We start from the raw sequence: 15,096 nt of genomic DNA, 5'->3' as shown, positions 1-15,096 counted from the left end.
GCCGACAGTGTAGCGGGTGGTCAGGTGAGGGGGACCGGGCGGAAGCGGCCCGCCGCGCTCAGGTCGGCCTCGATGCGGGCGGCGGTTTGGCTAAGGGGCGGGAGGATGTCCGTGACGCAGGCCTCCGGCGTGCGGCGGGCGGCGTGCATCGCGACGTTGAGCGCGGCGACGACGCGGCCCTCGCGGTCGTGGACCGGGACGGCGAGGGAGCGCAGGCCGGCCTCCAGTTCCTCGTCGACCAGGGCGTAGCCGGCGGCCGGGGGCTCGGGGAGGAGGACGCGGCCCAGGGCGGTCGCGTGGGCCGGGAGGCGGGTGCCGACGGCGATGCGGGCGCTCAGGACGCGGCCGGTGGACGCCCGGGCCGTGTACTGGATCTCCTCGCCCGAGTCGGACAGGACGGCCAGCGCGGTCGACTCGTGGACGCGGTCGGCGAGGGCGGTCAGGTGGGGCTGGGCGATCTGGGGGAGGGAGGTGCGGGAGAGGGGCGGGAAGCCGAGCGAGAGGACGCGGGGAGTGAGGGTGAAGGTGTGGTCGGCGGTTCGTCGTCGTACCAGGCCCGCGTGTTCGTGGGTGATCAGGGCCCGGCGGGCGGTGGCGCGGGTCAGGCCCGTCGCCTTCGCGACCTCGGTGAGGGTGAGGGACGGGCGGTTCTCGTCGAAGGCCGTGAGGACGGTGAGGCCGCGGGCCAGGGATTCGACGAAGTCACGGCCGAGTTCCTGCTTCGACGCGCCGGTCCAGGTGGCGAGGCCGGCCGGGGGAGGGGTCGGTCGCGGAGGCGGAGCGGTGCGCAGGGTGTGCTCCATCGAGCGGACCGCCTCGCGGAGGCGGGGGAGGAGGGTTGCGCGCAGGTCGTCGGCGGTGTGGCGGCTGGTGTGGCTGACGACGCTCGCCACGCAGGCCGGGGTGCCGGTGCGGGGGTCGCGTACGGGGACGGAGACCGCGACCAGGCCCGGTTCGATCAGCTGGTCGTCCAGGGACCAGCCGGCGGTTGCCGCCACGGCCGTACGGTGTGTGAAGTCCGAGTCGGGGGCGGGGTGTTCGGCCGGAGGGACGGCCGGGAAGGTGTGGTGGTGGGGGTCCGCTGCTCGGCGGGTGCGCCAGTGGTGCCAGTCGGTGTCCGTCCACTCCGCGGCGAACAGGGGGCCGGGGGCGGTGCGTTCGGCGGGCAGGAGGTCGCCGATGCGGAAGCTGAGGGACATCGCGCGGCGGCGGGTGGCCTGGTGGATGAAGCGGATGCCGTCCCCGTCGGCGACCGCCAGCGAGACCGACTCGTCCAGTTCGTCGGCCAGCGCGTCGGCGCGGGCGGAGAGCAGGGCGGGGAGGCGGAGGGCGGCCAGGTAGGCGTTGCCCAGTTCCGTCAGGCGGGGGGCGAGGGTCACGTCGCGGCCGTCGAGGCGGACGTAACCCATGCGGGCGAGGGTGGCCGTGACGCGGTCGACCGTGGAGCGGGCCAGGCCGGTGGCCTTCTCCAGGCCGCTGAGGCTGAGGGTGCCGTCGCGGGCCTCGGTGAGGTGGTGGAGTACGGCGATGCCGCGCAGGAGGGGGGTCACCGCCTCGGCGGGCGGGTCGGCGGCCGCGGCCGCGGCCGGTGCGGTGCCGGAGCCGGAACCGTCCGGCGGGGTGTGGTTCGTGAGGTCGGCGGGCATCGGGTCTCCGGTACGGCGGTCGCGGCGGGCCCGCCCACCGTATGCCGCCGCGGGGCGGCGCCGGTCGTCAGCGCCGGGTGACGCGCACCTGGTGGTCGCCCTTCGCGTCCGCTCCCGAGACCGCGATGGTGATGCCGTGGCGCGGGTCCTTGAAGGTCTCGCCGGGAGTGAAGGCGGCGTCCGAGAGTTCGGCGTGGACGTTCGGGGCGCGGGTGCAGCCGCCGCTGTCCTGCCGGGAGTCGTAGACGGTCACCGGGCCCATGCCCGTGTCCACGTCCGCGTCGACCTTGTAGATCAGGACGCCGGGCCGGCAGACCACTTCGTCGTTGCCTTCGCGGGTGCGCAGTTCGACCGCGTACCCGGACTCCGCGTCCAGCGGCACGACCACCAGTTTGTCGCCGCCCTTGCGGGCCAGCGGGGTCAGTGTGTACTCCGTCGTCCCCGGTGCCGACGCGCAGTGCACCTGGGTGCGGTCGAGCCAGCCCAGCTTCCACTTGTGCCAGCCGAGGAGGTCGTTGTTGGCGCCCCAGTCCTCGCTCATGATGTCCCAGTGGCCGACGGCTCCGCCGCCCTCCTGGGTGTAGAGGTCGGGGAGGCCGAAGACGTGGCCGTTCTCGTGGGGCAGTACGCGGTAGCCGGTCTCGTCGTAGGAGCCGGAGCCGTCGTCCTGGCGGGAGTAGACGAAGGAGGCGTTGGCGACGGGGACGCCGTCGGCGACCGGTGCCTCCGCGTTGCCGGCGAAGGTGACGGACAGGACCGTGTCCAGGGCGGAGGGGCCCGCGTTCGGGGTGACCAGGACGTTGACGAGGTCGTACGCGCGGAAGTCGACCTTCGCGTCGGCCTCCGCGACCAGGTCCTCGACCAGTTCGCGGTAGCCGGGCTCGAAGGGGGCGCCGCGCTCTATGCCGTACTCGGCGAACGACTTCGGCATGCGCAGCCAGTCCTTGATCGGCGTCTCGGGGTGGTAGTCGAGGCGGCCGTAGGAGCTGGTGCGGAACCATTCCTCGGTCTGCGGGAAGAACTCCGCGTACCGGTCGAGGGCCTTGCCCTCACCGGGGGCGTCGGAGAAGTCGATCATCAGGTTGAGGGCGCGGACGGTGCCGGTGGAGCGGGCGTAGCCGGCGGAGGTGGGGACGCCCTCGGACATCTGGATCTCAGGGCCGCCGCTGATCATGCAGGGGCCGTGCGCGGAGGAGCGGGAGAGGGCTGCCGGGCCGGGGCCCGCCGCCGTGGTGCCCGGAGCGAGCCGGCCGGTGCCGGCCGAGGTGCTGACCGCGAAGGTCACGGCGGTGACGGTCGCGATCGCGGCGAGCCTGCGCGGGCGTATCCGGCGGCTCGGCGGCTGCGGCTGCATGCGGACCTCCCGGACCACGGCAGCCGCCCGACTCCGGCTGCACCCTTGCGCTCACCCTGTGCCGAGGGGTGGGCGGGCGCGCGCTGGAGGAGCCGATCGTGGGTTTCTCGCCGGTAGCCGCCGACCGGGGGGGGGGGGGAGAGGGGCGGGGCGGCGACCCGCTCCGGTGTGTGACTCAGGTCACGGAAAGTTTCTTCGGGGACGGGAAATAACCGGGGATCGTTTCCCCGTTTAGTCAGGTGTCCGAGCGAAACGGGGACTCCTTCCCCGGATCGCCCACCCGATGTCCGAGGAGTACGCCGTGCAGACCGCAGCCCCCGAGCGCCAGAAGGTGACCCGGCCTCGCGCCGACGCCCTGCGCAACCGGGAGCGGATCGTCACCGCCGCCCGGGAGATGTTCGTGGAGCACGGGCCCGACGTGCCGCTCGACGACGTCGCCCGCCGCGCCGGCGTCGGCAACGCCACGGTGTACCGCAACTTCCCCGACCGCGACGCCCTCGTCCGCGAGGTCGTCTGCTCGGTCATGGACCGTACGGCGCGGGCGGCGGAGCTCGCGCTCGCGGAGACCGGGGACGCGTTCGAGGCGCTGGAGCGCTTCGTGCACGTCGCCGCCGACGAGCGGATCAGCGCCCTGTGCCCCATGGTGTCCAGCACGTTCGACCAGCACCACCCCGACCTGGAAGCGGCGCGTGAACGGGTCGAGCGGCTCGTCGCCGAGGTCATGGACCGGGCCAAGGCGGCCGGTCAGCTCCGTGCCGACGTGGGCGTGGGGGACCTGATGATCGCCGCGGCCCAGCTCAGCCGGCCCCCGGCCGGTACGGGGTGCCTGAGCGCCGACCGGTTCGTCCACCGTCATCTGCAGCTGTTCCTGGACGGGCTGCGGGCCCCGGCCCGCTCCGCCCTGCCGGGCGCGGTCGTGACCATGGAGGACCTGCGCCGGCCCTGAGACCAGCAGTCACGCGAAACTTCACCGTCTGACCGGTGGGCGGCGGCTCCCGCGGCCGTCGCCCGGGTCCAGTCGTCCCTTTACTCACCTTTTTCCGTCACGAAGTCCCGAAGTGGGTACCCCCATGTCTCAAACAGCCGTCAAGGCCTCCGGCGTCACCGACGCCCCGGACGCCGGACGCTGGAAAGCGCTCGTCTTCATCGCGCTCGCCCAGCTGATGGTGGTCCTCGACGCCACCATCGTGAACATCGCCCTGCCCTCCGCGCAGCAGGACCTCGGCATCTCCGACGGCAACCGGCAGTGGGTCGTCACGGCCTACGCCCTCGCCTTCGGCGGTCTGCTGCTGTTCGGCGGCCGGATAGCCGACCTGTGGGGCCGCAAGCGCACCTTCGTCGTGGGGCTGGCCGGCTTCGCCGTCGCCTCGGCGCTCGGTGGTGCGGCCACCAACGAGGCCATGATGTTCGGCTCCCGCGCCCTCCAGGGCGTCTTCGGCGCCCTGCTCGCGCCCGCCGCGCTCTCCCTGCTCGCCGTGATGTTCACGGACGCCAAGGAGCGCGCCAAGGCGTTCGGCATCTACGGTGCGATCGCCGGTGGCGGCGGTGCCGTGGGTCTGATCCTCGGCGGTTTCCTCACCGAGTACCTGAACTGGCGCTGGACGTTCTTCGTCAACATCCCGTTCGCCGTGGTCGCCGCGGCCGGTGCGTACCTGGTCATCCGTGAGCCGAAGGGCGGCCGCAACCGCTCGCCGCTCGACGTTCCCGGCGTGATCCTGTCCACCCTGGGGCTGGTCGCGCTCGTCTACGGCTTCACCCGCGCCGAGTCCGACGGCTGGAGCGACGCGGTGACGGTCGGCATGTTCGTCGCCTCGGCGGTGCTGCTGCTGGCCTTCGTGACCGTCGAGTCCCGGGTCAAGGCCCCGCTGCTGCCGCTGCGCGTGATCACCGAGCGCAACCGGGGCGGGGTCTACCTCTCGCTGGGCCTGGCGATCATCGCGATGTTCGGCCTGTTCCTCTTCCTGACCTACTACCTGCAGATCGTGAAGGGCTACACGCCGGTCAAGACCGGTTTCGCCTTCCTGCCGATGATCGCGGGCATGATCACGGGCTCCACCCAGATCGGCACCCGCCTGATGACCCGGGTCGCCCCCCGGCTGCTGATGGGCCCCGGCTTCCTGGTCGCCGCCGTCGGCATGCTGCTGCTGACCCAGCTGGAGCTCGACACCTCGTACGCCGCGGTGCTGCTGCCCGGCATGCTGCTGCTCGGTCTCGGCATGGGTACGGCGTTCATGCCGGCCATGTCCATGGCCACCCAGGGGGTCGAGCCGCGGGACGCCGGTGTCGCCTCCGCCATGGTCAACACCTCGCAGCAGGTGGGCGGCGCGATCGGTACGGCGCTGCTGAACACCATCGCCGCCTCGGCCACCACGTCCTACGTCGCCGACCACATCGGCGGCGCGGCCACCCGGTCCCAGCAGCAGCTGGTCCAGCTGGAGGGGCAGGTGCAGGGCTACACCAGCGCGATCTGGTTCGCCGTCGGCATCCTGGTGGTGGCGGCCGTGATCGCCCTGACCCTCATCAACGCCGGCCGTCCGGGCGGCACCGCCGTCACCGGGTCCGGTGCGGGTGACGCGGCCGGGGAGGAGCTGCCGGTGCCGGTCGTCGCCCACTGACGACGCCGGACGCGGTACACCCCCTCGGGCCCCCTGTTCCATCCGTGCGCGGGGGGAGGGGACGCCCTCCGCGCACGGTTCCCAGGACCTGCCCCGGCGGCGCGCTCAGCGCAGCCAGGGCAGGTCCGCACCCGCTTCACGGGGCTGGAGTCCCTCGGCGACGATCCGCATGATCTCGCCGAGGGACTTCTGCTGTTCGGGCGTGAGACGGTCGAACACGGCCTGGCGGACGGCCTCCACGTGGCCGGGCGCGGTCTGCCCCAGTACCGCGTACCCCTCCTCCGTGAGCACGGCGAACTGGCCCCGCTTGTCGGAGGGGCAGTCCTCGCGGCGCACCCAGCCGCTCTTCTCCAGGCGGGCGATCGCGTGCGAGAGGCGGGAGCGGGTGATCTTGGCGTATCGCGCCAGCTCCGTCATCCGCAGCCGCCGCCGCGGTGACTCGGCGAGCTTGACCAGCAGTCCGTAGTAGACGTGCGGCATCCCCGCGTCGCGCTGGAGCTGGCGGTCGAGGTGGTCCTCCAGGAGGGTGGCCGCCTCGATGTAGGAACGCCAGACGCGCTGCTCCTCGGCGGTGAGCCAGCGGGGCTCGTCGGCGGAGGGCGGGATGGGTGCCGTGTTCATGTATCCATGGTACGAGTCCTTGAATTTTAAACAAGAAACCCTTAGATTTGACTGCGAGGAACAGCTTGAGAGTTCAAGTAACTGAGTGAACCGAGTGACCTGAGCAACTGGAGCCGCCCCGTGTCCGCCACCGCCCAGGAGCGCATGCCCGCCCTCTACCTGAGCCACGGCGCGCCGCCCCTCGCCGACGACCCGGTCTGGCCCGGCGAGCTGGCCGCCTGGTCCGCCGCACTGCCCCGCCCCAAGGCGATCCTCATCGTCTCCGCCCACTGGGAGGAGGCCCCGCTCGCCCTCGGCGCCGCCCGGACCGTCCCCCTGGTCTACGACTTCTGGGGCTTCCCCGAGCGCTACTACCGGGTCCGTTACGAGGCTCCCGGCGCCCCCGCGCTCGCCGAATCCGTACGCAAGCTGCTGCGCGCCCCCGGCGCGCCGGTGCAGGACGTGCCCGACCGAGGGCTCGACCACGGCGCGTACGTGCCGCTGGTCGAGATGTACCCCGGCGCCGACGTCCCCGTCCTCCAGGTCTCCATGCCGACCCTCGACCCGGAGCGGCTGATGGAGACGGGCCGCAGGCTCGCGCCGCTGCGCGACGAGGGCGTGCTGATCATCGGTTCCGGTTTCTTCACCCACAACCTGGCCGCGCTGCGCCAGGCCGGCGTCCCTTCCTGGTCGGCCGAGTTCGACGACTGGGGCCGGCGCGCGCTGGACGCCGGTGACGTGGACGCGCTGCTCGACTTCACCCGCAAGTCCCCGGCGGGCACGCTCGCCCATCCGCGCACCGAGCACTTCGCCCCGCTGTTCGTGACCATGGGCGCTGCGGACGCGGCCGGTGAGCTGGACCTGCGGCGCTCGGTGATCGACGGGTTCTGGATGGGGCTGGCCAAGCGGTCGGTGCAGTTCGGCTGAGCCGCGCGCCCCGAGGGGCTACAGCGGTTTCTCGTACCAGGCCACGTCCCAGTAGCGGCCGAACTTGCGGCCCACCTCGTGGTACGTGCCGACGTGCCGGAAGCCGAAGTGCCCGTGCAGCCGGGCGGAGGCCTCGTTGGGCTGGGCGATGCCCGCGTAGGCGCGGTGCAGGTCCTCGCCGGCCAGGGCCGCGAAGAGGGACGTGTAGAGCAGGGTGCCGATGCCCCGGCCGCCGGCGCCGGGGGCGACGTAGACCGTGGTCTCCACCGAGGTGCCGTAGGCGGGCTTGGCGCGATAAGGGCTCGATGTGGCGTACCCCAGGATTTCCCGTGACTCGGCGTCCGTGGCAACCCTGAGCCGGTACGGGCCGTCTTCAGGGTGGGAGAGCAGCCAAGAGCGGCGCTCTTCCGGGGTGAACGGCTCGGTGTCGAACGTGACGGGCGTCTCACGTACGTAGTGGTTGTAGAGGTCGGTGAGGGCCTTGAGGTCGCCCTCGATCCCCGCCCTGACCTGGACCTCCGTACGTCCCGTCGGCATCGCGCCTCCTCGTGTGGCGGCACAGGGTACTGCATGATCAGAAAAATCGGGGGGCGGGTTGGGAATTCTGTCCGGATTCCAGTCGTTGTTTCCATCGGATGCAGGGCACCCGAGGAGAGTCCCGGGAGAGGCCGGAGAGCAGTTCCGGGACCGGAGACAACCCCAGACGGTGCCGAACGTCCACAGGACCACCCGCTGAACCACCATCGCAAGGGAGCACGCATGGCAACCCGTGCCGTCGCCCGTCGTAAGTCCGCCACCGGCGAGACGGCCGACGCGGCAACCAGCGTCCGCGCAGGCAGCGGCGAGCTCGCCGACCGCGATCTGGTCGGCATGTACCTCGACGAGATCGCACGGACACCGCTGCTCGACGCCGCCAAGGAGGTCGAGCTGTCCCAGACCATCGAGGCGGGTGTGTTCGCGCGGCAGGTCCTCGAAGGCTACGAGGAGACCGGGGCGGACGCCACCCGGGACGAGCTGCAGGCCCTGATCGACGAGGGTGAGCGCGCGAAGGACGTCTTCATCCGCTCCAACCTCCGGCTGGTCGTGGCGGTCGCCCGGCGTTACCCGCGCAGCGGCCTGCCGCTCCTCGACCTGATCCAGGAGGGCAACGCGGGCCTGGTCCGCGCGGTCGAGAAGTTCGACTACCGCAAGGGCTTCAAGTTCTCGACGTACGCCACCTGGTGGATCCGTCAGGCCATCACCCGCTCCATCGCGGACCAGTCGCGCACCATCCGGCTCCCCGTCCACCTGGTGGAGGAGCTGGGCCGCATCCGGCGCGTGCAGCGGGAGTTCAACCGGGAGCACGGCCGCGAGCCGGAGCCCGCGGAGATCGCCGCCGAGCTCGGCTCGACGCCGGAGCGCGTCACCGACGTCCTCGACTGGGCCCGCGACCCCGTCTCGCTGAACATGTCGGTGGACGACGAGGGCGAGACCCAGTTCGGCGACCTGCTGGAGGACACCTCCGCCGTCTCTCCCGAGCAGTCGGTGCTGACGCTGCTGCGCAGCGAGGAGCTGGACGACCTCATCGGCCGCCTCGACCCGCGCACGGCCTCCATCATCAAGATGCGGTACGGCATCGACGACGGCCGGGAGCGTACGCTGACCGAGGTCGGCAAGGAGCACGGTCTCACCCGTGAGCGCATCCGGCAGATCGAGAAGCACGCGCTGCTGGAGCTGAAGAAGCTGGCCCGCGACACCGGCTTCGAGGCCGCGGCGTAGCACGCGCCCCGAGCGCGGCGTGGCGGGCCGGTGAACCGCCCGCCGTGATGCGGGGGGCGTGACGCGACGCGTGGGGCGTACGCCGGTGGCCGAACCCCGCGCAAACATGGCTGTACAACGCTGCTTCAATCGGCGGGAGCCGGGAACAAGAACACCGGGCCCACTGGTCCGGCGCCGGGGCAGCCGCTCCGGACCGGGCCTCGTGCCCCTTCAGGACCACGTCCCGACGCACTCCCCCCGGCGCCGGGACTTTCCCGAGCCGGGCTCGGCGCCTCTCCCCCCGGGGCGCCGCAGCCCGGCTCCCTCCGTTCCCGGACGTTTCCGGACCGTTCCGCAGCGGGGCACCCCGGACCTGAACCCCGGGGTGTCCCGCCGAATGGCAGATTCTGTCACAGCGGCATAGCCTGCCGAAGTGAGCAGCACCATGCCGGCCTCTTCCGCATCCGAACCGTCCGGTTCCAGCCCCGGTCCCGGTTCCGGTCCCGGTTCCGGCCCCGGTTCCGGTTTCGGTCACGGGGCTCCCGGGCCCCTTTCCCTGACCGAGCGGCGCAAGGCCGCGACCCGGATGGAGATCGCCCGCGCGGCGGCCGGCCTCTTCGTGCGACAGGGTCTGCGGGCGACCCGGGCGGAGGACATCGCCCGGGCCGCGGGAGTCGCCCCGCGCACCTTCTACCGCTACTTCGCGACCAAGGAGGAGGCCGTCGCCCCGCTCTACGCCCTGGGCGCCGAGCGCTGGGCGGCCGCGGTGCGCGCCGCCTCGCCGGAGCTGTCCGTGCCCGACGCCCTGGAACACGCCGTACGGCACACCCTGACGCCCGGCGCCGGGGTGTCGGCGCCGTCCTGGGAGTGGGCCCGCACGCTGATCCGCCTGGCTGAGACGAGCCCGGCGCTGCGGAAGGTGTGGGCGGAGGTGTGCGTGATCGCCGAACGCGGGCTGGTGGAGGTGCTGGCGGCGCGGCTGTCCGACGGCGACGACAACGTTGCCGAGCGGCTGGCGTGCTCCCCCCAGCTGCGCTTCGCCGCCGCGGTGGCGGGCGCGGCGGTGCGGGTGGCGGTGGAGCACTGGGCGGACGGTGGGGACGGCGCGGAGGGGGCGGAGAGCCCCGTCGAGTCGGCGCTGCGGAACCTGGAGGGGCTGCGGACGTTCGCCTGGGAGGGATGCGGGGCTACGGCTGCGGCTACGGCTACGGCTACGGCTACGGCTGCGGCTACGGCTGCCGGATGACGGGCGGGGTGGGGTGGCGGGGCGGTGGTGTGGCAATACGGGGTGCGGCAATACGGGGTGCGGCGGTGCGAGGTGCGGCGGTGCGAGGTACGGCGGTGCGAGGTACGGCGGTGCGGCGGGCAAGGAGTTGCGGACCGGGTGGGACCGGACCGACCAGGCCGGAGCGGACCGGCAGGGTGTGGCTCCGCGGTCGGCCGAGCCGGGCCCGGGTGCCTCGGGGGCGGTCACGGCCCGGACGCCCGCGCCGGTGCGGGAAGGGCGGTCACCCGCCTGCCGCGCCGAGCAGCCGTGCCCCCAGTTCCCGTACGCACTCGACCAGTTCCGCCGGCTCTCGGACCCTGAACTCCAGGCCCACCATCGCGAGCCGTACCGCCATCCAGTCCACCGGGTCGGAGACGGTCGCCCGCAGTACGCACGACGTGCCGTCGTCCGCCGGCTCCGGCGGTCCGAGCCACTGAGGCAACCGTGCGGTGACCGCCTCGGGCGGCGCGGCGAAGGAGACCTCGATGTCGTACGAGTCGCTGTGCCGTTGCATCGAGCGCCGCAGGTACTCCGCCGCGCTGCCGGTCGGCAGCTCGCGGGGAGCGAACCGCGCCCCGGTCGCGAACGGCTCGCTCACCCGGTCGACCCGGAAGGTCCGCCAGTCCTCCCGGTCGAGGTCGTAGGCGACCAGATACCAGCGGCGTCCCGTCGAGACCAGCCGGTACGGCTCCGTCACGCGCCGCGACTCGGTGCCGTCCGCCGCACGGTAGGCGAACCGCAGTCGCTCCTGCCCCGCCACCGTGGAGGCCATCACGGTCAGCGTCTCAGTCGCGATGCTCGGCCCGTCCCCACTGGTCAGCGGGGTCGTCGCGGCCTGGAGTGTGGCCACCCGGTGCCGCAGCCGCGAGGGCAGCACCTGTTCCAGCTTGGCCAGCGCCCGCACCGACGCCTCGTCCACGCCCTCGACCGCGTGCCCGGCGCCGGCGCGCAGGCCGACCGCGATGGCCACCGCCTCCTCGTCGTCGAGCACCAGCGGCGGCATGGCCTTGCCCGCCACCAGGCGGTAACCGCCGTCGGCGCCCATGGTCGCCTGTACGGGATAGCCCAGCTCACGCAGCCGGTCGATGTCCCGCCGGACCGTGCGGCGGGAGACGCCGAGCCGCCCGGCGAGCTCGCCGCCGGGCCACTCGCGGGGTGTCTGGAGGAGGGAGAGGAGCGTCAGGAGCCGGGCCGGAGTGTCCGTCGTCATGGTTCGAGGATGGCGCACGAGTAGGACGTGAACTGTCCTACTGGGGTCATAGCTTCATGGTCATGACCTCAACGCACACCCCGAGCCCCGTGCCGGGCACGCCCCCCGCGGGCGACCGCCGTCGCTGGTACGCCCTCGCGATCGTGATGACCGCGGCGTTCATGGACCTGGTCGACGTCACCATCGTCAACATCGCCATCCCGTCGATCCGTCAGGACGAGGGCGCATCTTTCAGCCAGATCCAGTGGATCACCGCCGGTTACGCCCTCGCCTTCGCGGCCGGCCTGATCACCGGCGGGCGGCTCGGCGACATCCACGGCCGCAAGCGGGTCTTCCTCGTCGGCGTCGCCGGCTTCACCGTGGCGTCCGCGCTGTGCGGGCTCGCCGTGAACCCCGAGATGCTGGTCGCCTCGCGCATCCTCCAGGGTGCGATGGCGGCGCTGATGGTGCCCCAGGTGCTGTCGATCGTGCACGCCACCTTCCCGGCGCACGAACGCGGCAAGGTGTTCGGCCTGTTCGGCGCGATCGTCGGTCTGGGCGCGGTCTCCGGGCCGCTGCTGGGCGCCCTGCTCACCGAGTGGAACCTCTTCGGGCTCCAGTGGCGGCCCATCTTCCTCATCAACCTGCCGGTCGGCGTCGCCGCCCTCGTCCTCGGCGGCCGCTTCATCACCGAGTCCAAGGCGCCGCGCGCCCTGCGGCTGGACCTGGTCGGGGTCGCCCTGGTCACCCTCGGTCTGCTGATGCTGGTCTACCCGCTCACCCGGGGGCGCGAGCTGGGCTGGCCGCTGTGGGGGCACCTGTCGATGGCCGGCGCGTTCGTCGTGCTCGCGCTGCTGGTGGCGTACGAGAGGCGCAAGAGCGCGCGGGACGGTTCGCCGCTGGTCGAGCTGTCGCTGTTCCGGGTGAAGAGCTTCGCCGCCGGTATCGCCGTGCAGACCGTCTTCGGGCTCGCGCTCGGCATCTTCTTCCTGGTGTGGACGCTGTACATGCAGGTGGGGCTCGGCTGGACGCCGCTGCGGGCGGGGCTGACCGGCGTGCCGTTCTCGGTCGCCGTCTCCGTGGCGGCGGGAGTGTCGGTGCAGAAGCTGGTGCCGCGCTTCGGGCGCAAGGTGCTGCAGGCGGGCGCGCTGGTGATGGCGGCGGGCGTACTGCTCTACCTCTGGGAGGCCGGGCACTACGGACTCGGCATCACCTCCTGGCAGATGGCGCTGCCGCTCGTCGTGATGGGCGTCGGGATGGGGCTGATCGTCGCGCCGCTGACGGACGCGGTGCTGTCCCAGGTGCCGCGTGAGCACGCCGGGTCGGCGTCCGGGCTCATCAACACCGTGCAGCAGATGGGCAACGCGCTCGGGCTCGGGCTGGTCTCCGTCGTCTTCTTCGGCACGATGAGCGACCACGTGGCCCCGTCCCGGATCGGTCCCGCCTACGCGGACGCCTTCCAGAACGCGCTGGGCTGGGTGGCGGCCGTGCTCGGCGTCATCTTCCTGCTGATGTTCGCGCTGCCGAAGCGGCCGGCGCAGCACGTGGAGGGGGCTACGGGGGACGCTTCGGAGGCCGCTGTGGAGGAGAAGCAGGACGCGCTGGTCTGAGGCCGTCGGCACGGATGCCCGGATGCCCGGATGTCCGGATGTCCGGGTGCCCGGATGTGTGGATGCACGGATGCGCGGATGCCCGGCCATGCCCACCTGTGCCCGGTTGTATTTGAATGGGTCCGGTTGGTTGTTTACATTCCAGACAACCGGGCGTAGCCTCCGAGAGAAACCACAGGTTCGGGCACGGCTCGGGCACAGGCTTGGGCACAGGTCGGAGGCGAACGGTCATGTACGCACCGGAGCGGCAGCAGGAGATCCTCCGGCTCGCGCGGGACGGCGGCCGGGTGGACGTGGTGTCGCTGGCCGAGGAGTTCCAGGTGACGGCGGAGACCATCCGCCGCGACCTCAAGGCACTGGACCGGGCCGGTCTGCTGCGTCGCGTGCACGGCGGCGCCATCCCCGTCGGACGGCTCGACTTCGAGCCGGACCTCGCCGAGCGCGAGTCCACGGCGGCCGACGAGAAGGACCGGATCGCCAAGGCGGCCCTGGCGGAACTGCCCGCCGACGGCACGCTGATCCTCGACGCCGGTTCCACGGTGGCCCTGCTGGCCGCCGCGATCCCGCGTGAGTCCTCGCTCACCGTCGTCACCCACAGCCTGCCCATCGCCGCCCGCCTCGCCGACCACCCCGGCATCCAGCTCCACCTGGTCGGCGGGCGCGTGCGGCACCGTACGCGCGCCGCCGTCGACGCCTGGGCGCTGCGCGCGTACGGCGAGATCCGCGCCGACGTGGTGCTGGTCGCCGCCAACGGCTTCTCCGCCGAGCACGGGCTGACCACCCCCGATCTCGCGGAGGCCGCGGTCAAACGGGCCGCCGTCGCCGCCGCCCGCCGCGTGGTGCTGCTCGCCGACTCCTCCAAGTACGGACAGGAGCACTTCGCCCGCTTCGGCTCCCTGAGCGACGTGGACCTGCTGATCACCGACAGCGGGCTGAGCCCCGAAGACGCCACCGCCGTCGAGCGCGACGGCACGGAAGTAGTACGCGCATGATCCTCACCGTCACCCCCAACCCGTCCCTGGACCGCACCTACGAGGTGCCCTCCCTCGACCGCGGCGAGGTCGTCCGCGCCACGGGCGAGCGCGTGGACCCGGGCGGCAAGGGTGTGAACGTCTCCCGCGCGGTGACGGCGGCCGGCCGGCGCACCGTGGCGGTACTGCCGCTCGGCGGCCCCTCCGGCGCTCTCGTCTCCGAACTGCTCGACGCTCAGGGCATCGAGGTCGCGCCCGTGCCGGTCGCCGGGGTCACCCGCGCCAACATCGCGCTCGCCGAGGCCGACGGCGTCCTGACGAAGATCAACGCGCCCGGCCCCGAACTGACGGCGGCCGAACGGGAACTGCTGCTGGAGACCGTGAGGCGCCAGTCGCCCGGCGCCGACTGGATCGCCTGCTGCGGCAGCCTGCCGCGCGGACTCGCCCCCTCCTGGTACGCCGACCTGGTGGCCCGCGCGCACGCCGCCGGTGTCCGCATCGCCCTCGACACCTCCGGCCCCGCCCTGGCCCAGGCCCTGCGCGAGCGGCCCGACGTGGTCAAGCCGAACGCCGAGGAACTGGCCGAGACCGTGGGGCGTCCCCTGCTCACGGTCGGCGACGCGGTGAAGGCCGCCGAGGAACTGCGGGAGCTGGGCGCCCGATCCGTGCTCGCCAGCCTCGGCGCCGACGGACAGCTCCTCGTGGACGACGCGGGCATCTGGTTCGGCAGCGCCCGCGTGGACGCCGTACGCAGCAACGTCGGCGCCGGTGACGCATCCCTCGCCGGGTTCCTCGTGGCCGGGGGCGCGGGGCCCGGCGCCCTGGCGTCGGCGGTGGCGCACGGTGCCGCGGCCGTCCGGCTGCCCGGCAGTGTGATGCCGACGCCGGCCGACCTGGACCCGGGTGCGGTGACGGTCACGGCCCGGGTGCCGGTGGACCGCGCGCTGAAGGAGCCGGCGTCATGACCGCCACCGACCGGGCCGCCGGCCCGCTTGCCAGGGGCGGTTGCGGCCGAGGCGTCCCCGGGCGGTTCCCGGCGGCCGTGCCCGGTCTCGGCCGCGGAGACTCCGGCGGCTCTCCGGCCGTCGTTGCTGATTCCTGTGGCTTTCCGGCCGTCGTTGCCGATTCCGGTGGCTCTCCGGCCGCCGTCGCCGACCCCGACCGCGATGTCCCCGTCCCC

Annotated in this window: 13 protein-coding genes; 8 read left to right on the top strand and 5 right to left on the bottom strand. The window is 72.8% G+C overall.

What is annotated here, in order from left to right; all coding sequences use genetic code 11:
* Positions 1–20: 20 nt before the first annotated feature.
* Both M6G08_RS34550 and M6G08_RS34545 read right to left on the bottom strand, forming a co-directional pair.
* Complete coding sequence (locus M6G08_RS34550; RefSeq protein WP_272591062.1) at positions 21–1,646, bottom strand: IclR family transcriptional regulator domain-containing protein; 1,626 nt, start codon at positions 1,644–1,646, stop codon at positions 21–23.
* A gap of 67 nt (positions 1,647–1,713) precedes the next feature.
* Positions 1,714–3,000: a M6 family metalloprotease domain-containing protein gene (locus tag M6G08_RS34545; RefSeq protein ID WP_272591061.1), complete on the bottom strand. Its 1,287-nt coding sequence runs from the start codon at positions 2,998–3,000 to the stop codon at positions 1,714–1,716.
* A gap of 301 nt (positions 3,001–3,301) precedes the next feature.
* Between M6G08_RS34545 and M6G08_RS34540 the strand changes: the two genes are divergently transcribed.
* Positions 3,302–3,946 carry a TetR/AcrR family transcriptional regulator gene (locus M6G08_RS34540; protein WP_272591060.1) on the top strand — a complete coding sequence of 215 codons (645 nt, stop codon included), beginning with the start codon at positions 3,302–3,304 and terminating at the stop codon, positions 3,944–3,946.
* A gap of 124 nt (positions 3,947–4,070) precedes the next feature.
* Positions 4,071–5,615 (top strand): MFS transporter, encoded by a 1,545-nt coding sequence (locus M6G08_RS34535; protein ID WP_272591059.1) that lies wholly within the window; start codon positions 4,071–4,073, stop codon positions 5,613–5,615.
* 105 nt (positions 5,616–5,720) lie between these two features.
* Here M6G08_RS34535 and M6G08_RS34530 read toward each other — a convergent pair whose 3' ends face one another.
* Positions 5,721–6,236: a MarR family winged helix-turn-helix transcriptional regulator gene (locus tag M6G08_RS34530; RefSeq protein WP_272591058.1), complete on the bottom strand. Its 516-nt coding sequence runs from the start codon at positions 6,234–6,236 to the stop codon at positions 5,721–5,723.
* Between the two features lie 144 nt (positions 6,237–6,380).
* On the opposite strand from M6G08_RS34530, the gene M6G08_RS34525 reads away from it, so the two are divergent.
* Complete coding sequence (locus M6G08_RS34525; RefSeq protein ID WP_272591515.1) at positions 6,381–7,142, top strand: dioxygenase family protein; 762 nt, start codon at positions 6,381–6,383, stop codon at positions 7,140–7,142.
* Between the two features lie 18 nt (positions 7,143–7,160).
* On the opposite strand, the gene M6G08_RS34520 is transcribed toward M6G08_RS34525, so the two are convergent.
* Positions 7,161–7,679, bottom strand: coding sequence for a GNAT family N-acetyltransferase (locus M6G08_RS34520; RefSeq protein WP_272591057.1), 519 nt, complete (start codon positions 7,677–7,679; stop codon positions 7,161–7,163).
* A 222-nt stretch (positions 7,680–7,901) separates the two neighbouring features.
* Here M6G08_RS34520 and M6G08_RS34515 point away from each other — a divergent pair, with 222 nt between their 5' ends.
* Both M6G08_RS34515 and M6G08_RS34510 read left to right on the top strand, forming a co-directional pair.
* On the top strand, positions 7,902–8,900 hold the full coding sequence (locus tag M6G08_RS34515) for a sigma-70 family RNA polymerase sigma factor (RefSeq protein ID WP_272591056.1): 999 nt from the start codon (positions 7,902–7,904) through the stop codon (positions 8,898–8,900).
* A gap of 412 nt (positions 8,901–9,312) precedes the next feature.
* On the top strand, positions 9,313–10,125 hold the full coding sequence (locus M6G08_RS34510; RefSeq protein WP_443048997.1) for a TetR/AcrR family transcriptional regulator: 813 nt from the start codon (positions 9,313–9,315) through the stop codon (positions 10,123–10,125).
* A 262-nt stretch (positions 10,126–10,387) separates the two neighbouring features.
* Here M6G08_RS34510 and M6G08_RS34505 read toward each other — a convergent pair whose 3' ends face one another.
* Positions 10,388–11,356 carry a helix-turn-helix transcriptional regulator gene (locus M6G08_RS34505; protein ID WP_272591055.1) on the bottom strand — a complete coding sequence of 323 codons (969 nt, stop codon included), beginning with the start codon at positions 11,354–11,356 and terminating at the stop codon, positions 10,388–10,390.
* Positions 11,357–11,418: 62 nt separating this feature from the next.
* Between M6G08_RS34505 and M6G08_RS34500 the strand changes: the two genes are divergently transcribed.
* The 3 genes from M6G08_RS34500 to pfkB all read left to right on the top strand — a co-directional run bounded on the left by M6G08_RS34500 (position 11,419) and on the right by pfkB (position 14,881).
* Positions 11,419–12,945, top strand: coding sequence for an MFS transporter (locus tag M6G08_RS34500; RefSeq protein ID WP_272591054.1), 1,527 nt, complete (start codon positions 11,419–11,421; stop codon positions 12,943–12,945).
* A 230-nt stretch (positions 12,946–13,175) separates the two neighbouring features.
* Positions 13,176–13,937, top strand: a complete 762-nt coding sequence (locus tag M6G08_RS34495) for a DeoR/GlpR family DNA-binding transcription regulator (protein ID WP_272591053.1) — start codon at positions 13,176–13,178, stop codon at positions 13,935–13,937.
* Positions 13,934–14,881 (top strand): 1-phosphofructokinase, encoded by a 948-nt coding sequence (gene pfkB, locus M6G08_RS34490; RefSeq protein ID WP_272591052.1) that lies wholly within the window; start codon positions 13,934–13,936, stop codon positions 14,879–14,881. The genes M6G08_RS34495 and pfkB overlap by 4 nt, the downstream gene beginning before the upstream one ends.
* Positions 14,882–15,096: the final 215 nt, after the last annotated feature.

The organism is Streptomyces sp. M92, from assembly GCF_028473745.1.
In the GTDB taxonomy this organism is placed as follows: domain Bacteria; phylum Actinomycetota; class Actinomycetes; order Streptomycetales; family Streptomycetaceae; genus Streptomyces.
This window is presented reverse-complemented; position numbering and strand designations above follow the sequence as displayed.